Origin of the sequence: Methylomonas rosea (assembly GCF_024505055.1) — a bacterium.
GTDB classification, from domain to species: domain Bacteria; phylum Pseudomonadota; class Gammaproteobacteria; order Methylococcales; family Methylomonadaceae; genus Methylomonas; species Methylomonas rosea.
Map to the genome: position 1 here is coordinate 18,985 of NZ_JANIBL010000016.1, position 25,149 is coordinate 44,133.

At 52.7% G+C, this 25,149-nt stretch carries 20 protein-coding genes; 5 read left to right on the forward strand and 15 right to left on the reverse strand.

Features of this window, described 5'->3' with window-relative positions; genetic code table 11:
- Window positions 1-7 precede the first annotated feature (7 nt).
- Genes NP589_RS07025 through hslV form a run of 3 tightly spaced genes read right to left on the reverse strand, consistent with a single transcriptional unit; the run spans window position 8 to window position 2,283 of the window.
- The gene (locus NP589_RS07025; RefSeq protein ID WP_064038001.1) at window positions 8-397 is read right to left on the reverse strand and encodes a gamma-butyrobetaine hydroxylase family protein; all 390 of its coding nucleotides are present in this window, start codon (window positions 395-397) and stop codon (window positions 8-10) included.
- 1 nt (window position 398) lies between these two features.
- Window positions 399-1,718, reverse strand: a complete 1,320-nt coding sequence (hslU, locus tag NP589_RS07030; protein ID WP_256606333.1) for an ATP-dependent protease ATPase subunit HslU — start codon at window positions 1,716-1,718, stop codon at window positions 399-401.
- A 4-nt stretch (window positions 1,719-1,722) separates the two neighbouring features.
- Complete coding sequence (gene hslV / locus NP589_RS07035; RefSeq protein ID WP_020483114.1) at window positions 1,723-2,283, reverse strand: ATP-dependent protease subunit HslV; 561 nt, start codon at window positions 2,281-2,283, stop codon at window positions 1,723-1,725.
- A 101-nt stretch (window positions 2,284-2,384) separates the two neighbouring features.
- Here hslV and NP589_RS07040 point away from each other — a divergent pair, with 101 nt between their 5' ends.
- Window positions 2,385-2,936, forward strand: coding sequence for a hypothetical protein (locus NP589_RS07040; protein WP_256606334.1), 552 nt, complete (start codon window positions 2,385-2,387; stop codon window positions 2,934-2,936).
- On the opposite strand, the gene NP589_RS07045 is transcribed toward NP589_RS07040, so the two are convergent.
- The 4 genes from NP589_RS07045 to NP589_RS07060 are packed head-to-tail and all read right to left on the reverse strand — an operon-like array spanning window position 2,930 to window position 5,631.
- Window positions 2,930-3,394: a nucleoside deaminase gene (locus tag NP589_RS07045; protein WP_256606335.1), complete on the reverse strand. Its 465-nt coding sequence runs from the start codon at window positions 3,392-3,394 to the stop codon at window positions 2,930-2,932. The genes NP589_RS07040 and NP589_RS07045 overlap by 7 nt on opposite strands.
- On the reverse strand, window positions 3,394-4,458 hold the full coding sequence (metA, locus tag NP589_RS07050) for a homoserine O-succinyltransferase MetA (protein WP_256606336.1): 1,065 nt from the start codon (window positions 4,456-4,458) through the stop codon (window positions 3,394-3,396). Before metA ends, NP589_RS07045 begins: the two co-directional genes overlap by 1 nt.
- Window positions 4,459-4,471: 13 nt before the next feature.
- Entirely contained in the window at window positions 4,472-5,320 is an 849-nt protein-coding gene (locus tag NP589_RS07055; protein WP_256606337.1) for an ATPase, read from the reverse strand.
- A gap of 8 nt (window positions 5,321-5,328) precedes the next feature.
- On the reverse strand, window positions 5,329-5,631 hold the full coding sequence (locus tag NP589_RS07060) for a DUF6763 family protein (protein ID WP_036274362.1): 303 nt from the start codon (window positions 5,629-5,631) through the stop codon (window positions 5,329-5,331).
- 128 nt (window positions 5,632-5,759) lie between these two features.
- Here NP589_RS07060 and NP589_RS07065 point away from each other — a divergent pair, with 128 nt between their 5' ends.
- The gene (locus NP589_RS07065; RefSeq protein WP_256606338.1) at window positions 5,760-5,966 is read left to right on the forward strand and encodes a SlyX family protein; all 207 of its coding nucleotides are present in this window, start codon (window positions 5,760-5,762) and stop codon (window positions 5,964-5,966) included.
- 8 nt (window positions 5,967-5,974) lie between these two features.
- On the opposite strand, the gene NP589_RS07070 is transcribed toward NP589_RS07065, so the two are convergent.
- The 6 genes from NP589_RS07070 to NP589_RS07095 all read right to left on the reverse strand — a co-directional run bounded on the left by NP589_RS07070 (window position 5,975) and on the right by NP589_RS07095 (window position 13,693).
- Window positions 5,975-7,303 (reverse strand): D-alanyl-D-alanine carboxypeptidase family protein, encoded by a 1,329-nt coding sequence (locus NP589_RS07070; RefSeq protein ID WP_256606339.1) that lies wholly within the window; start codon window positions 7,301-7,303, stop codon window positions 5,975-5,977.
- Window positions 7,304-7,351: 48 nt separating this feature from the next.
- Window positions 7,352-8,254 carry a cation diffusion facilitator family transporter gene (locus NP589_RS07075; RefSeq protein ID WP_256606340.1) on the reverse strand — a complete coding sequence of 301 codons (903 nt, stop codon included), beginning with the start codon at window positions 8,252-8,254 and terminating at the stop codon, window positions 7,352-7,354.
- Window positions 8,255-8,525: 271 nt separating this feature from the next.
- A complete protein-coding gene (locus NP589_RS07080) occupies window positions 8,526-9,725 on the reverse strand; it encodes a PepSY-associated TM helix domain-containing protein (RefSeq protein ID WP_256606341.1) in 1,200 nt (399 codons plus the stop codon).
- Between the two features lie 13 nt (window positions 9,726-9,738).
- On the reverse strand, window positions 9,739-12,084 hold the full coding sequence (locus NP589_RS07085) for a TonB-dependent receptor (protein ID WP_256606342.1): 2,346 nt from the start codon (window positions 12,082-12,084) through the stop codon (window positions 9,739-9,741).
- A 127-nt stretch (window positions 12,085-12,211) separates the two neighbouring features.
- The gene (locus NP589_RS07090) at window positions 12,212-13,165 is read right to left on the reverse strand and encodes a FecR family protein (RefSeq protein WP_256606343.1); all 954 of its coding nucleotides are present in this window, start codon (window positions 13,163-13,165) and stop codon (window positions 12,212-12,214) included.
- A gap of 12 nt (window positions 13,166-13,177) precedes the next feature.
- A complete protein-coding gene (locus NP589_RS07095; RefSeq protein WP_256606344.1) occupies window positions 13,178-13,693 on the reverse strand; it encodes an RNA polymerase sigma factor in 516 nt (171 codons plus the stop codon).
- Window positions 13,694-14,001: 308 nt separating this feature from the next.
- On the opposite strand from NP589_RS07095, the gene NP589_RS07100 reads away from it, so the two are divergent.
- A complete protein-coding gene (locus NP589_RS07100; RefSeq protein WP_256606345.1) occupies window positions 14,002-15,027 on the forward strand; it encodes a GlxA family transcriptional regulator in 1,026 nt (341 codons plus the stop codon).
- An 83-nt stretch (window positions 15,028-15,110) separates the two neighbouring features.
- Window positions 15,111-17,273, forward strand: a complete 2,163-nt coding sequence (locus NP589_RS07105) for a hemerythrin domain-containing protein (RefSeq protein ID WP_256606346.1) — start codon at window positions 15,111-15,113, stop codon at window positions 17,271-17,273.
- 165 nt (window positions 17,274-17,438) lie between these two features.
- On the opposite strand, the gene NP589_RS07110 is transcribed toward NP589_RS07105, so the two are convergent.
- Both NP589_RS07110 and NP589_RS07115 read right to left on the reverse strand, forming a co-directional pair.
- Window positions 17,439-18,467: a response regulator gene (locus tag NP589_RS07110; RefSeq protein WP_256606347.1), complete on the reverse strand. Its 1,029-nt coding sequence runs from the start codon at window positions 18,465-18,467 to the stop codon at window positions 17,439-17,441.
- A 22-nt stretch (window positions 18,468-18,489) separates the two neighbouring features.
- Window positions 18,490-24,222: a response regulator gene (locus NP589_RS07115; protein ID WP_256606348.1), complete on the reverse strand. Its 5,733-nt coding sequence runs from the start codon at window positions 24,220-24,222 to the stop codon at window positions 18,490-18,492.
- Between the two features lie 261 nt (window positions 24,223-24,483).
- Here NP589_RS07115 and NP589_RS07120 point away from each other — a divergent pair, with 261 nt between their 5' ends.
- Entirely contained in the window at window positions 24,484-25,149 is a 666-nt protein-coding gene (locus NP589_RS07120) for a CerR family C-terminal domain-containing protein (protein WP_256606349.1), read from the forward strand.

Sequence of the window (25,149 nt, forward strand, 5' to 3'; positions counted from 1 at the left end):
GTGACCTTTAATTGTGTAGGGGCGAGCGGCGGCTTAGGCCGGCGGCTTTCAGTTCTTCCAGATAATTCGACCACAGCAGCGGGAAATCCGCACCCAGCTTGTACAGCAAGTCCCAGCTATAAATGCCGGTGTCGTGACCGTCGCTAAACACCAGTTTGATGGCGTAATTGCCCACCGGCTGGATGTCGGTAATCGTCACGTCTTCCTTGCCGATTTGCAGGGTTTCCTGGCCGGGGCCATGTCCGACCGCTTCAGCCGACTGAGTAAACACCCGCAGATATTCGCTGGGCAGCTCATAAATGCTCTCGTCGTCGAAATGAATTTCCAGGATCGCCGATACCTTGTGCAGCTTGATCTCGGTAGGGACTCGATGAGTGGGGGTGATTTTTACACGCATTTTATAGGATGTAACGGCTAAGGTCTTCGTCGTCGGCCAGTTCCATCAGATGCGCATCCACGTAGGCGGCGTCTATATTAATGGACTTTTCGACCAGGTCCGGCGCGTCGAAGGAAATGTCTTCCAGCAACTTTTCCAGAATGGTGTGTAATCTGCGGGCGCCGATGTTTTCGGTTTTTTCGTTGACTTGCCAACCCAGCTCGGCGATGCGTTTGATGCCGTCGGCGCTGAACTGCACGTCCACGCCTTCGGTTTGCAGTAGTGCTTGATATTGCTCGGTCAGCGACGCGTCCGGTTCGGTCAGAATGCGCACGAAATCGTCCGCGCTTAGCGCGCTCAGTTCTACCCGAATCGGGAAGCGGCCTTGCAATTCCGGGATCAAGTCCGAAGGTTTGGTCAAATGAAACGCGCCGGAGGCAATGAACAAAATATGATCGGTCTTGATCATGCCGTATTTGGTGGTGACGGTGCTGCCTTCCACCAGCGGCAACAAATCACGCTGCACGCCTTCGCGGGAGACTTCGCCGCCGCCCATTTCCGAGCGTTTGCAAATTTTGTCAATCTCGTCGAGAAACACGATGCCGTGCTGCTCGACGGCTTCCAGCGCGGTTTGTTTGATTTCTTCTTCGTTAACCAGTTTGCCGGCTTCTTCTTCCTGCAACTGTTTCAAGGCATCCTTGATTTTTAATTTGCGGGTTTTAGTGCGACCACTGCCCAGATTTTGAAACATGCCTTGCAACTGGCTGGTCATTTCTTCCATACCCGGTGGCGCCATGATTTCCACGCCCACCGCCGGCGCGCTGACGTCGATTTGAATTTCTTTATCGTCTAAGTCGCCTTCGCGCAATTTTTTGCGCATTTTCTGCCGAGTCGATTCCTCTGTTTCCGAGAGCATGCCGCCTTCGGCGCGCGGTAACAAAATGTCCAATACTTTTTCTTCAGCGGCATCGGCGGCGCGGTTTTGTACGCGTTCCATCGCCGAGATGCGGGTAGTTTTCACGGCGCTGTCGATCAGATCGCGAATAATCGATTCCACATCGCGGCCGACATAACCCACTTCGGTAAATTTGGTGGCTTCGATTTTGATAAACGGCGCATTGGCCAAGCGCGCCAGGCGGCGGGCGATTTCGGTTTTACCGACGCCGGTGGGGCCTATCATTAATATATTTTTCGGGGTGATTTCCTCGCGCAGTTCGGCGGCAACCTGGCTGCGGCGCCAACGGTTACGCAGTGCAATAGCGACGGAACGTTTGGCGGCGGCTTGGCCGATGATGTGTTTGTCCAGTTCGCTGACGATTTCTCTGGGGGTCATTTGACTCATGGTTTTACTCTTGTGCCGGTTGTGGTTCGGCGTCTAATTCTTCGATGCGCAGATTATGGTTGGTATAGATGCAGATGTCTGCGGCAATGCCTAGCGACTTTTCGACGATCTCGCGGGCGCTGAGTTCGGTATTTTCCAGCAAGGCGCGGGCTGCGCTTTGCGCAAAAGCCCCGCCGGAACCGATGGCGATGAAGTCGTATTCCGGTTCGATCACGTCGCCGGTGCCGGAAATCACCAGCGAGGTTTTGCTGTCGGCGATGATCAATAAGGCTTCCAGCTTGCGCAGGGCGCGGTCGGTACGCCAGTCTTTGGCCATTTCCACGGCGGCGCGGGTCAGGTTGCCCCGGTGCTTTTCCAGTTTGCCTTCAAAATGCTCAAATAAAGTAAAGGCGTCGGCGGTGGCGCCGGCAAAGCCAGCGATAACTTTGTCATGATACAAGCGTCTGACTTTACGGGCATTGCCCTTCATCACGGTGTTGCCCAGGGTGACTTGGCCATCGCCGCCGATCACGACTTTGTCGCCGCGTCTGACGGAAAGAATGGTGGTGCCTCTGAAATTCGTCATGTCTGTGAATGAAAAAGGGAAAGGCGGCGATTTTACATGTTCTCGGCGGCGATGGGGTAGAAGTTTAAAACCCTAAGTCCGCTGGGTAAAAGGCGCAAATATTGAACAAAGCAAGAAAACTGATTAAAGTTCAAAGTGCTGGTATTTTAAGGATGCGCCGCATTGACCGGCGTTTCCAACATTACAATAACAACAAGAGGGTAGTCATGAAATCGTCAAATCGCTGGAGAAGCGCGCTGTTACTAAGTTCCATGGTTTTTTCAAGTGCGGCGCTGGCTTTGTCGCCGGATGAAGAAGAAAGGTTGAAAGAGTGTAAAAGGCCGAAATTCCGGGATTTTGCACCCGAGCAAAAATCCGAGATTGATGCAGGGGGGGATGTCGCTTTTCATGTTTCCCATAATGCCGATCCTTTGACCGTGACTGCAGAAGCGCGTGGCGAAAAAATGAAAGTCAATGTGGTGGATAAAAAGACCTACTATTTAGTGTCCGCCAAATTACCGCAATTGACTCCCGGTTTTGCCCGTGTCCATGTCACCGCTAAATCAGCGGAAAGTAAATTGGAGAGCGGTTGTCTGGGACAGGATGGCTGGTTGCTTAAAATCAAAGGCGAGGAAGCCGCTAAACCAGCGGAACAGCCGGCTGCTGCTCAATAGCAAGTCTTATCAGTTTTGATCCGCCACAATTGGAAGGGGCGATTGGCCGAGTCGAGCGGGAGTTGCTGCATGACGATCCGGCGTTGCTGAGCGGGTTTGTCGATTTCGGTATAAATAAAACCGTCGTCGAACCCGGCTTTAGCGGCGTCGAAACGGTCGCAGGCGTAATAAACGGCTTGTAGTCTTGCCCAATAGATGGCACCTAAGCACATCGGGCAAGGCTCGCAACTTGTGTAGAGTGTGCAATCGTTTAATTGAAAATCGCCTAGTTTTTGACAAGCCAGCCGAATCGCGACGATTTCAGCGTGAGCGGTCGGGTCCAGATCCGGCGTGACCCGATTCCCGCTAGCGGCAATTATTTCGCCGTCTCTGACCACAATCGCGCCGAACGGCCCGCCGCCATTGGCTATGTTGTCGCAGGCCAGCGTGATTGCTTGGTTTAGAAAGCCTTGATGCATTACAAATCCAGTGGATTATCAGGATCGATGCCGTCCATGAACGGCAGCCGGCGGTCTTCGTTGGTAATCTGATAAACCTTCCCCAGCCAGTTATTGAACACTGCTTTCGCCGAATCTCGCCAAGTGATGTCCAGGTGCTCGATGATCTGGGCTTCCGGCATTGCCGTCAGAGCTGTCTTACCGTGTTTGGCGGCCTTGACCTGCTCTGCATAGTCAGCCAGTAGGGCTTGCACATCGCTATCGAAATAGTGCTCGGGGTAGGGCGGATAATCATCGCGCTCGCCATTGTAAAACCTAAGCACTTCGCGCTTGTATTCTTTGAGTAAGCTGATGTCGTCGTATTCCGGATGGCCCTGGAAGAACACAACGCGAAAGCCGTCCGGACTGACCGCCAGATGTACGCCGGCAATTTCACTGGCTACCAATACCTGCAAGCCGTGTGTCTCCATGTCGCGCTGAAATACTTCGTTGAAACGCGAATGCGGCACGTCGAAGCGGGTATTGATTTCCGCGACCAGCGGGTGCTGTCTGTCGATGACTTTGTGGCAGAACACGCCCCAGCGCTTGGCCGGCAAGCGAGTGCGCTCCACACCGTAAAAATGCTGGATGAATGCGTGCGTGGCCAGGCAAGAGCAGAGTACCGACGTGACGTTTTGCGTGGCCCATTCAAACACTTCGGTCAAAGGCCGCCAAAAGTCCTCATCCTGCAAATGGTCGTGAGTGACATTGGCGCCGCTGATTATCAGGGCGTCCAGACCATCCTGCTTAATTTGCGCAAAGGATTCGTAGTATTTGTGAATATGTTCCCGGGCTTGCGGACTTCTTTCCAGGCCTTCTATCGTGAACGGATGCACATGAAACTGTGCTATCTGGTTGCAGGCGCCGACCAGCCGGAAAAATTGGCGCTCGGTGGCTTCCAACGCGGCATCCGGCATGATATTCAGCAAGCCGATGTGCAATTCTCTTATCGATTGATGGCTGGCGCGGTCCGGGCTGAGAATTTCTTCGCCTTCTTCGTGTAGACGCTGAAAAGTGGGTAAAGCGGTATGGGCAACTAGCGGCATTGCAAGAACGGTCTCAGGATTGTTGCCGGGCAATCGCCTCGGCAATCAGACGGATAAAGTCGTCTTCGTTATTAACTTTGGCGGTTTCGTCGGCGCTGATGGTGTAGCCGTATTGTGCTGCAATCGCTTCGTAACGCGGGACCCTGGCTTTGAATAATTCGGGGAATACCCAGCTGACAAATTCGTCCGGTGGAATTTGGTCGGTAGAGCTGTAATCTCGCTCAGCCATGAATTGTGTCAGTTTTTCGTCGACGAATTCCGGCCGGTAATACAAGGGTTTTGGATCTTGCTTGGCGCGGTCGATGATGGTTTGTTCCAAGGCTGGTGGAATTTTGATATAGACGATCAGGGTGTGTTTGGCCAGATTTTCCAATACTTCCGGGCAGTCCAGTTCGCAAACACTGCCGCCGGCATCGTTAATGAAATGCTTGTAACCGTAAATGTCTTCGGCTTTATGGATGAAGTCCGGCACATCGTTCATCGCTGCGATTTCGGCCTGATGATGTAAAGCTTGACGGCGTTTGAATTCGGCTTGCGACAACCCGCCCTTGGCCGGATCGCCGATTTTGCCCAGAAAGCTGGATACCGGCGCCAGGTTTTCCACGGTGATATTGCTGCAAATGTAGATGGAGTCGGATTTGAGCAGGTCGCGCAAAAACGGCACACCCATGGCTTGCTGCTTGATGTTGTCCAGAATCGGCTCTTCCAGGTATTTGGTGCCGATACGGTAATCGCCGGAGTAATGAAACCATTTGTCCCGGGGTAATTTGGCCGAGAGAGTGGTTTTGCCGGCGCCGGACATGGCCAGCAGGGTGATGCTCTTGGATTCCCAGTCCAGAAATTGTTGCGGGGTCATTCTCATAAATTATCTCAATCCAACAAATCGCTAATGTCCAAATCTTCCGCGTCCGGGCGGGCATGGCGGTCCGGATCGGTGTAGCCCAGGTCGTCGGCTTCCAGCTCGTCGAAGGGCGCGCTCCAGTCTTCCGGGTCTTCTATGTAATCGATAGTGGAACCGTACCAGGATTCGTTGTCGTACTCGCCTAAATCGCCGTTGGCGAACTGCACTTCCACCGATTCGTCGTTACCTTCAATCGCTACCACCTTGAAGGTGAGATTACTTTCCAGGTCTTTATACCAACGGCCTATGACCGGATCTGCAATAGTTGTCATGGTTGCATCCTCGCTAAGTTGATGACTTATCAATGATAGCGAGTTTATAGAAGCTGTGCGAGTACATGGGGCAAAACTGTCGAGATTTTCGATTAGAATGGCAAATTTACAGATTTTCGGGCGAGGCCATGAGCGAAGACAGATTCATCGAATTGGAGATCAAACAAGCGTATCAGGAGGATTTGATTCAGGCATTGAATCAGGTGGTGGCGGATCAGCAAAAGCAAATCGGTAAGCTGGAAGAAACCTGTAAGTTACTGCACGACAAGATCAAGAGTCTGGCGCTGGATGATCGTCAGGTCGGGGCGGTCGACGAGCGTCCGCCCCATTACTAACTGAGAAATTACGACTTACGATGGCTGACGCGGCGTATCTGTTTCGTTGGGTTGGAAGCTGTCGCCAAGCTGGTTCTGGGTTGCGGCGAGGCGCTGCAATCCATGCGTTTGGCGCGCAACCGCCGACAAAAATCCTGGCTGTCGTCTTGCTGTAAACCGGTCCATTGGGCGCGCCAGGCAGTGCTGCCTTTTGATTTGGTTTTGACGATGCCGGCTCGCCCGGTTTTAGCTAACGGGCCAAGAGCGTTACGCGCGCGCTGTAGATTGACATCGGCGTCGATTTTTCTGGGATAACTGCCCATGCTTACCGTCCAAACACTGGTGCGGCTTTGCGGTTTGGCTTGCGCCAATTGTGTGAGTTTTTCGCGGCGGCTGTTGTACGGTGCGTTGATGTGAATCGGCTCATAGCGGCTGCTGCCGGAGTCGGCGCCCATTTGTTCCGCACTGCCGGCACAACGGTTGGACGACAATTGAAACGGCGGCGGCAGGGCGCTGTAATCCTTAAGTTGCGAGATATGCTCACCTAATAGGCCTTTTTCGCTATTGGCAAAGCCCATATCCAGCAGATTGCCCATTTGCTCGAAACGTTCGCCGCTACTATGGGCACCCAATAACACGCCGATCAAACGATGGCCGTTGCGTTTGGCCGAGGCGATCAGGTTGTAGCCTGAGCCGCAGGTAAAACCGGTTTTCAGACCGTCGGCATCCGGATAGCTTTTCAGGATGCGGTTGGTATTGGGCATTACCCGGCCTTTGTAGTTAAATTCCGTCGCCGAAAAATAATGATAATGTTGCGGGAAGTCGCGAATCAATGCTGCGGATAGTAAGGCCAGATCGCGGGCGCTACTGATTTGGCCGTCGTTAGGCAAGCCGCTGGCGTTCTCGAACGAGCTGTTGTACATGCCCAGATTACGTGCTTGCTGGGTCATCATGGTGGCAAAATTGCTTTCCGAACCACCTAGTCTTTCTGCCAGCACCACCGCCGCGTCGTTGGCGGAACGGGTAGTCACCGCCATGATCGCTTGCTCCACCGTCAAACTTTGGCCGGTGCGCAAACCCAGTTTGGACGGCGGTTGCGATGCTGCATGTTTTGACGCGAATACGGTATCGGTCAGTTTCAGGCGACCGTTTTCCAATGCCGAAAGCGTTAAATAGATAGTCATGACCTTGGTCAAGGACGCGGGGTACCAGCGTTGGGTCGATTCGGTTTCGTGAACCACGCGGCCGGTGTCGGCGTCGATCACAATGGCCGCATATCTGGCGGCCGCAGGAGCGCTTTGCAACAGTAGGCAAGCCAGAGAAAGTAGCGCTAAACGGGTTTTCGGTAGGGTGCTCAAGTTATTACTTTGCTCCAGATATGTGGCCTAAACATTTGACTGTATTATTTAATCAGAATTATCGATTTCGAAAAAGACCCAATTGATGCGGGGATGGTCGATTTTGATCTGTTTTTCCATTCCGTTAATTAATTCAACAGCTTCCCCCACGCTTAAATCCGCCGGCAATTCGGCTTTAATCGCCAGCATCACCTGGCTGCCGTGGCTAACAGCCCAAATATTCAGCACACGGTTGATGCAGCCTTGTTTTTCCAGATAGCCTTGAACGGCATCGCGAATCGCGCCATCGGCTTCGCCGAGCAGTAAAGAATGCACTTCTCGGCCGATTAACAGCGCTACTACCACCAACAATGCGCCGATCAACATCGAGCCAACCGCGTCGTAGACTGAATTGCCGGTAAGCATAGTCAAACCCAGCATCGCCGCGGCTATCACCAGACCAATCAGCGCGGCCAGGTCCTCGCCGATCACCACCATCAATTCGCTGGATTGAGTTTCTTTAAACCATTGCCAAATGCCGCGTTCGCCACGCTCGTTCTCCATCGCTCCCATGGCCGCGCGCAACGAAAAACCTTCCATAACTACGGCGATAGCCAAGATCGCCAAAGCCATACCGGCGTTTTCCACGGTATGCGGCTCGTGATAACGCAACCAACCCTCGTGTATTGAGAACAATCCGCCCACCGAGAATAGCGTAATCGCCACCATCATCGACCAGATATAGGCTTCCCGGCCATACCCCATCGGATGGCGCTGCGTTGCCGCCCGCGCCGAGCGTTTCATCCCAATAAACAGCAACACCTGATTGCCGCAATCGGCAAAGGAATGAATGGCTTCCGCCAGCAGTGAGCCGGAGCCGGTCCAGACTGCCGCGCCGGTTTTGGTCAGGGCGATGCCCAGATTAGCGGCGAACGCATAAATAATGGCTGAGGTGGAATTACTGTGAGACATGAGTTTTGGGCCAAATAAAATTAAGAACAAGGCAGAGATCGTAAACGGACCGTGTAGCTATGCAAATAACTAATCAGTCCCCTTGGTTTTCAGTGTTTGTAGGGCGAATGCATTCGGCGTGTCTGTCTAAACCCAGTGTTCAGACCGAATGAAGTTGGCTTTACATGATTACGCTGAAAAATTACGCAAATTTTAGTTTAGCTGGGTGGATTTGCCGCAAATACTTAGCCGTCCACAGATAGACTGCAAGCAATAAAGCTTGGTTTTGAGTTTAGCGATTCAGTAGATTGGGCGATAGCGGCGGATTTTTTGCCGAGTGATGGTGTTGCCGATGACGTATTTGCCGGCCGCGCCGTTTTTGCAGCCAGCGTATTACGCCGGTGATGAACAGCATCGGGCAGAGCAAGCCGGAAAATAGGACCAACAATTGGCCGGTCAAGCCGAACGCTTCCCCGGTATGCAGCGGATGCAGCCAGTTGATGACGGTATCGGCGCCGCCAAGTTCGGCGGGATTGCTGATCGCCAACACCTGGCCGGAATATTGATCTACCCAGACATTGGTTTTCGGAAAGCGCTGGCTGGGTTCGCCTGCTTGGCGCAGATTGATGCGATAGCTGCCATTGGCGTCGTGTGGCGTTTCTATCCAGCACAGGCGCGCTTGCGGGAAGTGGGCTTGGCCGACAGCGACGGCTTGATCCAGGCTGACGCGGGCTGGGCTGTTTTGGGTTATGGTCGATTTTGGCGAGGGCGATGCCTGCAAAGGCGAGAAATAGCCAAGTACCGGATTAACGTATTGTGGAATTTCTAACGCAATTCCGGTGATCGCCAGCACCAGCATCACGATCAAACTGTAGATGCCGGCTAGTTTGTGTAAGTCGTAATTTAAGCGCTCGCGGCTGGCATGGCGTTTTAAGCTCAGGGCACCTTTTAATTTGTGTAACGGCGGCCACCACAGATAGACGCCGCTGATCAAGGAAATCAGTAACAAGCCGCCCAGGATAGCCATCAATATCTTGCCGGTTTCGTCCAGCAACAGCTTGTAATGCAAGTCATAAAGCCAGGTCATCGCAAACTCGCCCCAGAAGCGATTGGCGAGTACTTTGCCGGTATAAGGATCGACCGACAGCATCAGCGGGGCAAAGCCGTGATGCGCGGTTTCTTGCGGCTTATAGTAGCGGGCGGTGACCGCGCGCCGCGGATCGTCGGGAATTTCCAGGCGCCAGCCGCGTTGCCGAGTCGGTTCGGCGTGGCGCAGGGCCTGGAAGAGTTCTTCGTAACTTTGCCGACGGCCAGCGGGCTCGGCAACGACGAGTTGCGGATTAAGCCACTCGTCCAGATCGATATAAAACACAAGCAGGCTGCCGGTTAGGCCGACCAGCGCAATAATCAAGCCCAGCGACAGCCCTAAATACAAATGCACGGTCAGCCACAATTGGCGTCTAGCTTGCTTCTTGCTGACCGTTGCTTTCATGTTTTACGTTCACTTAATAGTCGAACTTGACGTTGACCGCGCCGTAGAACGCAATACCGTCACCTGGTGAGAAGAACGGTTGGGCGGTGGCGCCGAAGGTTTCGTCGTACCAAACGTATTCCCGGCGTGCGTCGGTCAGGTTTTTGGCTTGCAGTTGCAATTCCACTTGCTTGGTCACCTGATAGCCCAAATCAAGGTTAAGCAGGGCGTATTCACCGTATTGGCCTCGTTGATTGGCTTGGTCGACAAAGTAGTTGCCCTGGCCGCTGGTCCAGAGAGACGAACGCAGTTGCGGCAATATTTGGTAGTCGATACCTGCCGAAAACAAATAATTCGGGGTATTGACCACTTGATTGCCGGCGACGTATTCCATCGTGCCAGCCGCGACTGCGGGCGGATTGGTGACCTTAGCTTCTTGCAACGAGTACGCAGCCCAAACCCCGACTTTGTCGTTCGGATAGACCTTGACTTCAATGTCCACACCTTGGCGCTTGGTGGCACCGATCATCGTCGAATCGACGCTGGCCAGATTGCGGCTGATTTCGTTGCTGGCGTCCTGTGCCCAATAGGCAACCCGACCCTCGACCCAGTCCGCCGGTTTCAGCTTGACCCCAACCTCCCAGCCGTCGTTCAGCGAAGGGCCAACGTTTGATTGGTTACGGAACACGAAGGTCGCCTGCCCCAAGCCGACTTGGAAGGTGCGGCCCCAGTTGCCGTACAGGCTGTAGCCTTCGATCGGTGTAATCACCGCGCCGATTTTCGGCTGCGAAATCGTGCCATAGTCGTTCAGAGGATAAGCGCCGAAGGTCGAGCCCGCGCGGTAGTTAAAAAAGCTGCCATCGATGATGTCGGCACGGTAACCCGGCGTTAGCTTCAACCATTTGAAGGGTTTGATCACGGCCTGAATGTAGCCGCCGTAGTTCAGGAAATCCCATTTCTCGTCATTACGCAAACCGCTGCTACGGCGAACCCGGCTATCGGTCAAATAACGCAGGTATTTGTTCTCCTGCTGCTGGAAATCGAAGCCGGTTTCCAGCGAAAAGTCGTCCAGCCAACTGACAACCGGATGGTAGGTTAGCGAGGTCATCGCGCCGTACTGGATTTCGTCGCGGTCGCGTTCTTGCTGCGCTGCGCCTGGACCATAGGTCACGTAACGTTGGTCGTCGAATAAGTTACCGTAAACCTTGGACGACCAGAATAAGGTTTTGCTGAGGTTGACATCCAAATGGGTGCTGACTTGACCAACCGTACGTTTGCCGCCGTCGGTGGCATTTCGGGCGAAGGTTTGGGTTTGATTGAGTAACTGTTCCTGGTAAGTCATATAGCCGGGTTCTTGAGCGCCGGCTTCGCTCCAGCGGGCGATCAGACCTATTTTGTATTTTTGGTCATCCGGGGTGTAAAACCACTTGCCGGAAAAGCTGTTTTTGTCGGTATCGCTGTGATCGCGGTAGCCGTCGCTGGCGCGGTAAGAAATTTGATAGTTTTGCGAGAAACCGTCCTTTTCGTAGCCCAGTCCGGACTGGATGTCGTGAGTATTGAAACTGCCGTAACTGAGCCGGCCCTTGGCGTAGTTGCCGCCGGTGGTGGTGTTCATGCTGATGTTACCGGCGAAGGAGTGCAGGCCGTAGCGGGCGTCGTTGGTGCCGCGCACCACTTCGATGGACTCGATGTCCAGCGGAAACAGCGAGTCGATGAAATAGGTGTCGCCGCTATTGGTGTTGCTGGGAACGCCGTCGATCAGCAATTTGACCGCGTTGACCCGGCCTTCGCCGTTGAAGCCGCGAAACGACATTTTACCGGTGGTGATGCCTTGGCCGAATTGCGTAACCTGGACACCGGGCATGCGGTGGAACAAGTCGTAGGCCGTCAACACGTTTTGGTCGGCGATCTTATCGGCGTACATGATGTCCACCGAAGTGGCGATGTCCTTGCTGGTTAATTTTACACTCTCTGCTTGATCGCTAACGGTGACCGCACCCAGCTCGAAAACCGAATCGTCCTTTATGGCTGGTGCTTTTGGCGCTGGGGCTTTTTTAACCGCGATTACGCCTTCGCCAACTTGCTCGTACTGTAAGCCGTTCTGACTTAACACTTTTTCCAAAGCCTCTTGTACGGTGTAATTGCCCTTCAGCGGCTGGGCTTGCAGCCCTTGCACCACAGAGTCGGCATAGATCAGTTTGGTGTTGGTGGACTTTGCCAAGTTCTCCAAAGTGGCTGCCAGCGGCTGCGCGGGCAGGTCTATGCTCGCGCCGGCGCTGTTAGCCGCGCTTGCGTCCATCGACGCAGCCAGCGCCAAGGCCAGCAGCGGTAACTGTCGGCGCGGCTTTTTCGCAGGTGTGGGGTTAAGTTTGCAATCCATGATCATCTCCTGTTAGTCGTGGGTGGCAATATTTTTTGACTCGCCATACCCCATTAACGAAGCAGACTGGTCAAACTGGACATTTTTGTGGAATATTTTTTTGAACCCAACAGCGAACACCTGTTTGTTAACGGCTGTACAGCACGATGGTCTGCTTTTGGCGTTGCACGCGGATAGGCAGGACTTTTTCCAAGGCTTGCAGAAACGGCTTCAGATCGGCAGTATTGAAACTGCCGCTAAGGGTTTGTTTGGCCAAAGCAGGATCGGCAAACGCAAAACGCACGGCGTGATAACGCTCCAATTCCGCGACGACGTCGGTCAACGGGGTATGATCGAACAACAGGTGGCCGTTAAGCCAGGCGGCCACTTGTTCAGGATTGGTTTTTTCGGATTTTTGCCAGTGGCCGTTTGGGTCTATCTTACGGCTGAAGCCGGCCGGTAAGTTTTCGCCAAACCAGCTGCGGCCGGCATGCAGGGCAACTTCGCCTTCCAGCACTGATACGGCGGTGCCGTGATTATCATGCCGCACATTAAACACGGTGCCGATGTCTTGGATTTTCAAATTTCCCGTATTGACAGTAAACGGGCGCCACGCCTGATGGGCGACGTTGAACATGGCCTCGCCTTGCTGCAATTCGATCTCGCGGCGCCACCAGGACAGGCGCACGCGCAGTTGTGTATCTGTATTCAATTGCAGTTTAGAACCGTCGGCCAGCTGCACGGTTTGCCGTTCGCCAATGCCTGTTTGATAAGCCGTGCTGGGCGCTTTGAAATCCTGCCATGCGCCGGTCAGTACCGTGGCAAGCAGCAGGCTGCCGGTTAAGATTTTGCCGTTTCGCCAGAGGCGGGGCCGTGTTGAGCGTGCGACATTCAAGCCCGTTACCTCGCGGCTTTTTAGTTTGTCCAGGTTTCCCCAAAGGCTTGCGATGTCGTCGTAAGCCTGCTGATGCGCGGGATTTTGCAGAAGCCATTGCGAGAATGCTTGCCGCCGCTGGTCATTGCAGTATTCGGACTGCAACTCCACAAACCATGTCGCTGCTTGTTTAAGAGCCTGGTCTTGCGAAAGCTTAGACACCTTCATCAATTTGCCTATTTAGTACTGCGGATCGATTAGCATTTGATGGCAGTGCAGCATGGCCTTGACCAATTGGCGTTGCACGGTTTTCTCGGAGATGCTCAGTTGTTCGGCGATTTGCGTATATGTTAATTCGTCGATCTTGCGCAGCAGCAAGATATGCCGGCATTGTCGCGGTAGGTTGGCGATAGCCAGTAACAGGTGCTCGCATTGCTGGCTAAGAATGGCGAAGTCCTCGGGTTGCATCAGCGGGCAAGTCAGCTCGTCGTCTAAACCTTGAGTCTTTGCGCCGCTACGCTGATGGTGACGAATAAAATCTATCGACAGTCGTTCGGCGGTACGGAATAGATAGCCGGTCAGATTGTCGGTGTGCGCCAGACTGTCCTTGCCCAACAGACGTAAATAAGTCTCCTGGCTTAAATCTTGAGCGGCATCCGGGCACTTTACCTTTTGCATCAGAAAATCGACGATGGCTTCTTTATGATTCAGAAATAATTCGGCTATCTGATCGTGCTGTATGGCGATGACGGACAAGCGGCAAGCTCCGGATTTTTGTGAACGGAAGTGGGAATTTGCCGCAAGCTGCATGCCAATAAAGGCAGACAGTTGTCCAGTCCGCATAATGCTTAGGGAGTAAGGTTTTTGAGGGAGCTACGTAGGGCCAGGATTACATGAAAAACTATGTCATATACCGCATTCGTATGCGGCATATGACGCGGTTTGTCGGATCAAAAAAACTACAGTCGGAGCCTTTCTTTGGCAGAAATCGAGGGAAATTTGTCATTGAGCGTAAGCAAATTCTGCGTCATGCTGCTCACGCTGGCCGTTACCGAGGTATCGACATGAATAATTTCAGTTTTTCCAAGCCCGATAGTTTTATCTTTAAAAACCGGAAAATCGGCATTGTGGCGTTTCCGAATGCCCAGAGTTTGGATATTTCCGGGCCATTTGAAGTATTCAGCTTTGCCAACTGTACATTACAAATGTTAGGGCTTAGTGAGCAAAGTATTTATACGGTCAAGGTATTAGCGGATACCCCTGGAGCAGTAACGACCATGTCCGGCCTGCAAATCATTGCCGATGAGGCCTATGGCGCTCCGAATAGTCAGTTCGATACCTTGTTGATTGCCGGCGGCAATATCTCTGGCGAGCTATCTAACGTCAAACTGCTGGATTGGATCAAGGCGATGGCGCCCAAAGTCAATCGGCTGGCTTCGGTATGTACGGGTGCCTTTTTGCTAGCTGAATCCGGCTTGCTGGACGGCTGCAAGGCTACCACCCATTGGCATTATTGCCAGCAATTTGCCAGGAACTATCCGCGTGTAAAACTGGAGCCCGACCATATTTTCGTCAGGGACGGCCACATTTTCACGTCGGGCGGCATTACGTCGGGAATCGATTTGGCCTTGGCGATGCTGGAGGACGATTGGGGACAGGAGTTAGCGCTCTATGTCGCGCGATTTTTGGTGGTGTTTTTGAAGCGTCCTGGCGGGCAATCGCAATTCAGTAACTACTTAACCTGCGAGGCCGTTCATCGCCCCGATCTGCGCGATCTGCAAACCTGGATCATGGCGCATACCAGCGAGGATTTGCACGTCGACATGTTGGCCGAGCGCATGGCGATGAGTCCACGCAATTTCGCCCGGCTATTTTTAGCAGAAACCGGCATGACCCCGGCCAAGTTCGTGGAAATGGCGCGTATCGATCAAGCCCGGCATTGGCTGGAAACTACCGAGATAGCCGTGGAAACGATAGCCGGCAAAGCCGGATTCAAAGATCCCGAGCGGATGCGGCGGGCGTTTATTCGTCAGCTTGGCGTCAATCCGCAGAACTACCGACAGCGCTTCAGCAAAGCGATAGCCGATTAGCTTTTAACACTGCGATTTCTGATGCTGCCGCCAAGGGCAGTCGCCCGAGACTTGCCGAAAATAAATTAAATGAGGGTTTAACTATGCGTATTTTACTGATTTCAACCGCATTCTCTGGGCTAACCCAGCGTTATTTCACCGAACTGGAGGATGCCGGTTATACGGTGTCCGTGGAGTTGCATCTGAGTGATGAAGCCAAGTTGTTAGAGGGGGTCGCGCTATTTAAGCCTGATTTGATCCTATGCCCGTTTTTAACTCGGCGCATACCCAAGGCAATTTACCAACACTATAAATGTTTGATCGTCCATCCCGGTATCAAGGGTGATCGCGGCCCTTCGTCACTGGATTGGGCGATTCAGGCGGGGCTCAAGGAGTGGGGAGTGACCTTGCTGCAAGCCGACGACGAGATGGATGCCGGGGCGATTTGGGCTTGTAAAACCTTTCCGCTACGCGCCGCGACCAAAAGCAGTCTATTCAACCGGGAAGTGACCATTGCAGCGGTCGAATGCTTGTGGGAGGCGTTGAGTTATTTGGAGGCGGCCGATTTCAAGCCGGAACCGTTGGATTACGCTCGTCCGGATGTCAAAGGGCAATTGCGGCCGCAGATGAAACAGGCGGATCGAGTGATTGATTGGAAAAAACACAGCACCGAGCAGATTTTGAGACGGATACGCGCGGCGGACGGCATGCCTGGGGTGTTGGACCAGATTTATGGTCAGCCCTTTTATCTGTTCAACGCCCACCGCGAAGACCATTTACGCGGCAAACCCGGCGAGATCATTGCCATTGCCAATCAAGCCATATGCCGGGCGACATGCGATGGCGCGCTGTGGATCGGTCACCTGAAGGCCAAATTGCCCGGCGGAAACGGCATCAAACTGCCGGCGGCGCTGGCGCTGCAAGATTTGCTGCCCAAACCGGCGAACGGCTTGAATGGTTTATTCGGCAAAGCCTTGAAGTTTATCGACATCGATTACAGCAAACCGGGGCGGCAGTTGCCTTGCCAGGAGGTGTGGTATCAACTCGACGGTGAAGCGGCTTATATCCATTTTGCCTTTCATAATGGTGGGATGAGTACGGCGCAATGCCGATTGCTATTGTCTGTGTATAGACACGTCGCCACGCTGGATGTGAAAGTCATTGTGTTGATGGGCGGCGAAGACTGCTGGTCCAACGGCATACACCTTAATCATATCGAAGCAGCCGCCAATCCGGCAGACGAATCCTGGCAAAACATCAACGCCATCGACGACCTGATTTACCAAATTATCATGACCTTGGATAAATTAACCATAGCCGCATTATCCGGCGGCGCCGGAGCAGGCGGGGCGATATTGGCGATTGCGCCGGATAAGGTCTTGGCGAGGGATGGGGTGATTTTCAATCCGCATTACAAAAACATGGGCGAACTCTATGGCTCCGAATATTGGACGTATTTATTACCTAAACGAGTAGGGCTGAGCATGGCGACGCAACTGACCGAAGAACGATTGCCGATTAGTGCTAAGAAAGCTTGGCGAATGGGCTTGGTTGATAAGGTGTTGGATCGGCAACACACGATTTTTGCCGCGCAAGTGAAACAGACGGTCAAATCCTATCTGGCCGACTACTGCGCATTGAAAGTGCTGTTGGATGAAAAAGCCGAAAGGCGTTGCGCCGACGAGGCCGCCAAACCCTTGGCGGTTTATAGGAAATTCGAGTTAACCCAGATGTACGCCAATTTTTACGGAAACGATCTTTATCACCAGGCACGGCAAAGTTTTGTGTTCAAAAAATGTCAAACAAAAACCCCTGATAATATCGCCAAGCATAGGGTGGTGGAATCGTTAAAAGCACCGCAATCCGGCAGTTTGTTGCATTTTGCTTGGCAAGAAAACTATGCCTTGGGCGACAAAAAAATCGACGATCAACATAAGGATTTCTTTGTGTTGGCGGAAAGATTGTTAGCTGCCGTGAATAAACATGAGATGAATGACGCGCTATTTGATTTGTATCAGCACGTTAAAGTCCATTTTGGGGAAGAAGAAGCTTTCATGAATCAGGTTGGGTTTCATCACTATAAAAGCCATGTCAAAGAACACAATCTGATGCTGGAAAAATTGTTGGAAATGGATAAAAAAATTCAACAAGACGACTGGAGTACCGAGGAAGTGATGGGCTTTATCGATAAATGGACCCAGCACATTTTAAAATCCGATCTGGCTTTTAATCAGCATTGGCAGGAAATGTTTAAGTTTTGCGTATGACATGCGTGGAAGCGTTGCGGGAAAACTGCCCGGCCGGAATTTAGCCAATGCTATTAAGTTAAGCCGTTTGCTGAGCGGAGTCGATGTGGGATGATTGACTTCGCTCCGCTCAGCCGGCGATTTGGCTTGGCAAGAGTTCTTAACTTAACGGCATTGGGAGTTTACCTAAGCCGGCGGTTTGCTTATTTGTAACGCTTCAAACTTAGCCTCACGTTCGCGCATTTCCCAGTTTGCTTTGGTTTTCATGATCTCCGGCAGTATGGTCATGAAGCAATCGATAAACTTGGGGTCGAAATGCTGGCCAGCGCCTTGCTTGAGGAAATTCAAGATGTCGTCCAATGCCCAGGCGTTTTTATAAGGGCGGGTCATCGATAGCGCATCGAACACATCCGCGATAGCGACGATACGCGCCGATTCGGGTATGGACAACCCACTCAAACCAAAGGGATAGCCACTGCCGTCCCATTTTTCGTGATGGTGTAACGCAATTTCAGCGGCTAGGTCAAATAGCGGGGATTGACTGGTCGACAGAATTTCATAACCAATTTGCGTATGCGTTTTCATGATGTCCCATTCGTCGGCATCGAGTTTGCCGGGTTTGCGCAAGATAGAGTCGGGTATGCCGATTTTGCCGGTATCGTGCATGGCGGCGGCATACTCAAGCAGTTCGCATTGTTCGGCATCCCAAGCCAATGCTTCGGCAAGTTTTCGCGAATAAGCGGCCATGCGCCAAATATGCAAACCGGTGTCGGTATCGTTGTAATGCCCGGCTTTTCCGAGCATATAGATGGCTTTGTGGTAACTGTCTTCCAGTTTGGTGGCGCGGATCAGGGATAAATGCGTTTTTACCCTGGCAAGCACGATGTCCGCCGATACCGGCTTGGTGAGATAGTCGACACAGCCGATAGCAAAGCCTTCTTTCTCTTTGCCGCTCTCCGCCAAAGAGGTCACAAAAATAACCGGTATTGATTCAAGCTTCGGGTCGGCTTTCAGCGCTCTACAGACTTGATAGCCATCCATACCCGGCATCTGAATATCAAGAAGAATCAAACTGGGGCGAACTTTATTGACCAATTCCAGCGCTTCCGGGCCGTTCACTGCAAAGCGTAATGAGTAATCCTTTTGTAGAATCTGCCGTAAGATGGCGAGGTTGCTGGGTTCGTCATCAACGATAAGAATGGGTCCATGGGGCATGAAGCTTATTCCTAAAATTAAATCAGCTGGCGTAAACCTGGGCCAGCAGCGCTTTTGTCAAAGTAATCGCCGCATTGAAATCGAAATTATCCAGATGCGCGCGAATCTGTTCAAGCTCCGGTGAAGTCAGGATCAGTGCCAACTCCCGCACCAGCCTTTCCGCAAGTTCAAGGTCGTGCAACTCTAGCGTTTCAAGTAACTTGCCCAGTATCCTGTGCATTTCCGCTGGATCATTGACCACCTTATGGTTCGGCACCGCTTCGCTAAATTCATCATCGACAAGGTTCAGAATTGTAATCGAGTTGCATGCCTCGATTACGGCAGCTTGCAGTTCCTGGCTAGCGATAGCAGCCGATGCGTCCGCATGCGTTAACAAATCGTTCACCTCGCGTGCTTTCAGCGCCAATTGCGTTAAGCCAAGACTAGCGGATACGCCAATCAGCTTATGAGCCAGCTCCGCAGCGGCAACCCAATAGCCCTTGTCGATGTATTCGAAAATAGTGTCGCCTACGGTCGCATAGGTTTCCACAAATTTACCGAAATACTTTTGGTAAACCTTTTTGTCTTGCCACTGATTCAAAATATAAGCTAAATCGATGCCAGGCAAGGCCAAGGGGCTATCGTTCGAGTCTGCTGGTTCTGTTGCCTGGGATACCGAGGGCGTCGCAGCCGAAGTGTCTGTTTCGTGGGTATCCCGTTGGGTAAAGCGGCTAATCACATTCAACAAATGATCCACGTTAAACGGCTTTGACACATAATCATCCATGCCGGCTTCGCGCGCGGCATCCGCCAACTCGTTAAATGCGCCGGCGGTCAGCGCGATGATGGGCAATCGCTGCCAATCGGTGTTCTGTCTGATCAATCGGGTTGCCGCGTAACCATCCAGGCGCGGCATTTGCACATCCATCAAGATCATATCGACAACATGATCCTTTGCTGCCAACCAGTCCAAAGCCTCTTGACCATCAGTCGCTAAAAATACGACGGCACCGTCGGCCTCGAGTATATCCTTAGCTACTTCGCGATTGATCTCGCTGTCATCCACCACCAGTACTCTGACCCCCGGTATACGCTTGAGATAAGGCAATTCGGACTGAACGGGTTTTAAGTTGCTAGGTTGGATGCGCTGAGACAACTGCATGGACACAGCGTTATATAGCGCCGAGGCGGTGACCGGCTTGTTCAGCACGGTATCGATAAACGCCATGCCGGGATCGGAAAACAATTCATCGCGGGAATACGCGGTAACCAATATCACAACGGGCATGTCCTGCGTCTGGCAGCCTCTTGCCTGCAAAGTTTGCCGGATTGCCCTGGCCGTCGCGAAACCATCCAAACCAGGCATTTTCCAGTCAAGCAACACCACATCATAACGACGATGTGCGTCCCAACACGCCTCGAGTCGTAATAAAGCCGCGCAGCCGGAATCCGTACTCTCAACTGTCCAGCCCAGGCAGTTTGCAATATTAACCAGCGCGTCGCGCGCCGGGTCGCTATCGTCACTCACCAGGACATGTAAATCTTGCAAAGCCGGTAACGAAACATTATTGGTTTGAAAATGACGCGCCAGCGGTAGCGTGAACCAAAATTCACTGCCAAATCCCACTTGGCTTTTGATTCTCAGTGTCCCACCCATCAGGCCCACCAATTGACGGCTGATAGGCAAACCTAAACCCGTACCGCCAAAGCGGCGCGTGATAGACGTATCGGCCTGGGTAAAGGCGCTAAAAATTTCATTTTGCGCGCTTTCGGAAATACCAATGCCCGTATCGCGGACACTGAAGCGGAGCCGGACGTGTTGTTCCTGCTGCGCTTCCACGCTGATACGCAGCTCAACTTCACCGTGCTGGGTAAATTTGATAGCGTTACTGAGCAGATTAAGCAGCACTTGCCGCAAACGGGTGGCATCGCCGATTAATGTTGTAAACTGCGGTTGCGGCGGGTTGATGATCAATTCCAGATGTTTGCCTTTAAGCAGCGGTGCCGTCAGATCGGCAACACTGTCCAGCATGTCCAGCAAATCGAACGGTGCCTGTTCAATGTCCAAATGTCCCGCCTCAATCTTGGAAAAGTCCAGAATGTCGTTGATTATCCCGAGCAGAGTCTCTCCGGCATTGTGTATTTTTCGGACCAATTGATGCGACTCCTCGTCCAGAGCGCGCTTTTCCAGCAAATAACAAAAGCCCAGGACCGCGTTCATCGGGGTACGGATTTCATGGCTCATGTTGGCTATAAACGTACCTTTTACCTGCGATAAACGCTCGGCTTCCTGACGTGCGGCGAATAGTTCCTGGGTGCGATTCTCAACCAGTTCTTCCAGTTGATCGCGATAACGGATAAGTTCTACTTCGTTTTGCTTGCGCAGACTAATATCCTGAACAGTGGCAACGCGGTATAGCAGCGAATTGGCTTCCTTGACGCTGACGATATCAACCTGCACATCCAAATCAACGCCGCTTTTTGTATGATGGCGTGATTCAAAGCTAACTTGCCCTTCTTTATCCGCTAGATTGACGTATTTTTTGATCTGTTCATGTTTGTCGGGAGTGTATAAGGCCAACACCGGCAGACCCGCAACCTCATCGGGGCTGTCATAGCCTTCAAGTCTGGCAAAGGCAGGATTGCCGAAAATAATCTGATTGGTGGCGGGATTGCTGATGACTATCCCATGCGCGCAATATTTAAAGGCATTCGCCCAAAGCTTGGTATCAGCCAGCATCTTATGCTGAGCGGTTACATCCAGATGAGTGCCGATCATCCTTAAAGGACGCCCGTCGGCATCGCGACTGACGACCATCCCCCGGGCTTGTATCCAAAGCATGTCGTTATGTCGATTGCGCATGCGATATTCTTGTTGGTAGTAAGCGCTTTCGCCGCGAAAATGCTGATCTACCGCGGTCATGGCCGCTTTAAGATCATCCGGGTCCAGTCGCGACGACCATTCTTCAAATCGATTGGAAATCTCCTCGTCAGCGTAGCCCAGCATGGTTTTCCAGCGCTTGGAGAAAAATACGCTGTCGTTTTGAATATCCCAGTCCCAAACACCTTGATCGCTGCCAACCAAGGCAAATTGCCAACGTGCTTCGGAAACCCTTAAGTTTTCCTCATTTTCTTTTAAATCGTGAATATCTGTGCAAGTGCCTATCCACTTATAGATTTCGCCGTGTTCATTCAACAGCGGTACCCCGCGAATCAGCCACCAGCGATAGACACCATCAGCGCGTCGCAGTCGGCATTCCAGGGAATAGTTATCAAGTTGCTGTGTCGCGCGTTGCCATGCTGCCCATGCGCGCGGTTGATCGTCCGGATGAAAAGGGATAACCCAGCCGTGCCCGTAACTTTCCTCAAGCGACAGTCCCGTATATGCCACCCATTTCTGATTGAAATAGATGGTCCAGCCGTCAGGACGGGTAGCCCACACCATCTGCGGCATGGACTCCGCAAACGCGTGAAACTCCCGTTCTACTTCCTGGAGTAAGGTGTGAGCCTCTGCCGCTTGTCGCAGGCGGGCTATTTCCAGGCGCGACTGCACGCTGGTCAGTAGCTCGCGAGCACTGAAGGGCTTGACCAAGTATTCGTCGGCTCCCGATTTAAGTCCGTCCGCGCGCGCCTCTTCACCGGCACGCGCAGACAGCAGAATGATAGGCAGTGAACTGGTTTTTGGAGATTTGCGAAGCGCCGCTACCAAGCCTAATCCGTCCAGGCGCGGCATCATGATGTCGGTCAGGAGCATATCCGGGCACTGTTGCTGGATGGCGGCCAATGCGGCTTCGCCATCCCGAAAAGTAGATACCTGATAGCCCTGTTTTTGCAATACCCTGCTGACGTACTGCAGCATGTCGAGATTGTCGTCCGCCAACACGATACGCGCCAAGGGATTGCTGCCAACGGACGCTGGGTCTTGCTCGGTCAATCCGCCGGGAATCGTTGGTTCACTGTCGGCACCCGGTAGCCAGCTCTCTACTTCGTTAATAAACAGTCGAACTTCTCCCGAGCCGGATGGTTGGGGTTCTCGAATGTTCTCAGCCTGCAAATGCCTGGTTCCCCTCGGCACTGTCACGGTGAAGATACTGCCGACGCCCGATTGACTTTGTACACTGACGTCCCCGCCCTGCATCCTGGTCAGTTCCTGCACCAATGCCAGGCCGATACCGGTGCCCTCGTGGGTACGGGATCGCGAGTTTTGGATTCTATGAAACCGCTCAAAAATGCGCGCCTGTTGATCCTCGGCAATCCCCACTCCGGTGTCGCGCACCGCTAGTTCCACATGACTTTCGCAAGCGCGCACCGACACCTCTATCTCACCGGTAAAGGTAAACTTCAAGGCGTTGCTGAGCAGATTGATGACGATCTTTTCCCACATCCGCCGGTCTACATAAACGGGTTCCGGCAGTTCTGGGGTGGAAACGATTAGCCTAAGGCCGGCCTTTTCGATAGCCGAACGAAATAAACTCGCCAGATCCGCTGTGAACTTGCCGAGTTCCGTGGCTTCGTAGACCGCTTCCATGCGGTTGGCTTCGATGCTGGCAAAATCCAGCAGGGTATTTACCAGCTTGAGTAAGCGAAAGCCATTGCGATGTACCAGTTTTAGCTGATCGTAGGCAGAGATCGGCAGGCTGATATTTGCATTGGCATAGTCGGCCAGCAGGTCTTCCAGCGGCCCCAGCATTAAAGTGATGGGTGTGCGGAATTCGTGGCTGACGTTACTGAAGAAGGCGATTTTTGCCCGGTCTAGCTCTGCAAGTGCTTCGATGCGCCGGCGTTCGTCTTCGTCGGCTTGCGCTTTAACCAGCAGACTGGATACCGCCGAACCGAGCATGGCGTAGAAATTTCTGTAAGGTTCATCCAGTGCGCGCCGCGCGCTCACCCCGGCCACCAATAAATACCGTTGGCAATCCGGACCGATGGCTGGCATGGGCAAAACCACGGCGGAGTTGGGTGGTTCGGGATAAGGAGCGCATATCAAGGAGCCGAAACGATTCGTTAAGCCGTCAACTTCAAGATTCTGTCCGGTCCGCAAGGCTTCCGCCAGCGGCCAGCTTGCCGGAGACCTGATGTTTGAAAGCGCCTGTGTCTGTGTAGTGTCTTGATCGAAGCCGACGTTGCCGATTAACTCGGCGTCACCCGATTTATCATCCAGCCGATAACACAGCGCGAACGGCACATCCAGATTATGACTTGCCAGCGTTTGCAGCAATTGCTGCAAAGTATCCGCGACACTCCGTACGCTCTGCGTTTGATAGGCCAATTCCCGCAATACCTCCAGTCTGCGTTCGATCAACGATTGTTGAGTCAGTTCTACCACGGGATGGAATAAGCCGCCCACGGCCCCTGTTTCATCGTGAATCGGGCTGAACGAGAAGGTGAAAAAGGTTTCTTCCAGATAACCGTTTCGGTCGATAAACAAGCGTTGATTGGTCAGAAAAGCGGTCTGGCCCGTGGCAGCGCTCTCGAAGGCTGGACCGATTACCGGCCAGGCGGAGAGCCAGCATTCCTTGAAATCCTGACCCATCGCATGCGGATGCTTGGCTCCGCAGATCGGCCAGTAGCCGTCGTTATAGATTTGCGTGCGCTCGGCACCCCAGGCAATAGCGATCGGAAAGTTGGAGGAAAGGCAAAGGCTCACTGTCGTGCGTAAACTTTGCGACCAGGATTCTATGGGGCCGAGTGGCGTCTGCGCCCAATCCTTGGCTGCAACCAGCTTTCCCATTTCGCCGGCGCTTTGCAGCCAATTGCTTGAATTAGAATTGTCCATTGCCTGTTTTCTAAAAAATTTACAATTCAGTGTAGCCCTATTTCGATGCTTGGCAAAACTGCACGGCGACTCACTGCAGACGCCAAATAGCTCAACCTGGCATGTAGCCGTTTCCGATGGAAATAGGCTAGGCTAAGACCTAAGCGCATCGGCCAAACTCGTCGTTCACACCTTGCTGAAAATTGACAATCAATCGATTGATTGATATTTTGCAAATCAATCGATTGATTTTATTTCTGGCAAGCACTTCTCCGAGGCAGCATGGTCACAACCGAAAACTTAAATACAGACGTTCACGACGCACGCAGCCGACTGGTGATGTCCGCGTTGCGGCTATTTGCTGAAAAAGGCTACAAGGCCGCTTCCACGCGGGAAATCTGCGATGCAGCGGGTGCGAATATTTCCGCTATCCGCTATTACTTCGGCGATAAGGCCGGGCTGTACCGTGCCGCGTTCACCGAACCGATGGGCGATCTGCCGTGCGGCTCCAATGTGGCGGAATACGCGGACTTACCCTTGCGCGATGTGCTGGGCAGGTTTTTCAGCGAATTTCTGGAGCCTTTTAAAAGGGGCGCGGAGCTGGGATTAGTGATGAAGCTGCATTTTCGGGAAATGATCGAGCCGACCGGCGCTTGGCAACAAGAAATCGACACGGAAATCAAACCGCAACATGAAGCACTGGTTTCGCTGTTGAAAGCGCATTTACGCCTGCCTGATATTGATGCCGATTTGCATAGGTTGGCTTTCGCGATGATAGGGATGGCTGTGTATTTTTATGTGGGGCAAGAAGTCGTCTCAGTTATTTCTCCGCAAATTTTAACCGAGCCCAAAGCGATTGATGTGCTGGCGGAGCGTCTAGCCGGTTATGCGGTTGTCATGGTCGAAGGCGAGGCCGCGCGTCGTGCAGGGGGAGCTGATGAAAAATAA

Coding starts and splice junctions, on each gene's coding strand:
- NP589_RS07080 (WP_256606341.1), bottom strand. CDS start 9,725: ATGAAAGCAACGGTCAGCAAGAAGCAAGCTAGACGCCAATTGTGGCTG.
- NP589_RS07090 (WP_256606343.1), bottom strand. CDS start 13,165: ATGAAGGTGTCTAAGCTTTCGCAAGACCAGGCTCTTAAACAAGCAGCG.
- NP589_RS07075 (WP_256606340.1), bottom strand. CDS start 8,254: ATGTCTCACAGTAATTCCACCTCAGCCATTATTTATGCGTTCGCCGCT.
- NP589_RS07025 (WP_064038001.1), bottom strand. CDS start 397: ATGCGTGTAAAAATCACCCCCACTCATCGAGTCCCTACCGAGATCAAG.
- NP589_RS07085 (WP_256606342.1), bottom strand. CDS start 12,084: ATGGATTGCAAACTTAACCCCACACCTGCGAAAAAGCCGCGCCGACAG.
- NP589_RS07045 (WP_256606335.1), bottom strand. CDS start 3,394: ATGCATCAAGGCTTTCTAAACCAAGCAATCACGCTGGCCTGCGACAAC.
- NP589_RS07120 (WP_256606349.1), top strand. CDS start 24,484: ATGGTCACAACCGAAAACTTAAATACAGACGTTCACGACGCACGCAGC.
- NP589_RS07115 (WP_256606348.1), bottom strand. CDS start 24,222: ATGGACAATTCTAATTCAAGCAATTGGCTGCAAAGCGCCGGCGAAATG.
- hslV (WP_020483114.1), bottom strand. CDS start 2,283: ATGACGAATTTCAGAGGCACCACCATTCTTTCCGTCAGACGCGGCGAC.
- NP589_RS07110 (WP_256606347.1), bottom strand. CDS start 18,467: ATGCCCCATGGACCCATTCTTATCGTTGATGACGAACCCAGCAACCTC.
- NP589_RS07065 (WP_256606338.1), top strand. CDS start 5,760: ATGAGCGAAGACAGATTCATCGAATTGGAGATCAAACAAGCGTATCAG.
- NP589_RS07100 (WP_256606345.1), top strand. CDS start 14,002: ATGAATAATTTCAGTTTTTCCAAGCCCGATAGTTTTATCTTTAAAAAC.
- NP589_RS07055 (WP_256606337.1), bottom strand. CDS start 5,320: ATGAGAATGACCCCGCAACAATTTCTGGACTGGGAATCCAAGAGCATC.
- NP589_RS07105 (WP_256606346.1), top strand. CDS start 15,111: ATGCGTATTTTACTGATTTCAACCGCATTCTCTGGGCTAACCCAGCGT.
- metA (WP_256606336.1), bottom strand. CDS start 4,458: ATGCCGCTAGTTGCCCATACCGCTTTACCCACTTTTCAGCGTCTACAC.
- NP589_RS07060 (WP_036274362.1), bottom strand. CDS start 5,631: ATGACAACTATTGCAGATCCGGTCATAGGCCGTTGGTATAAAGACCTG.
- hslU (WP_256606333.1), bottom strand. CDS start 1,718: ATGAGTCAAATGACCCCCAGAGAAATCGTCAGCGAACTGGACAAACAC.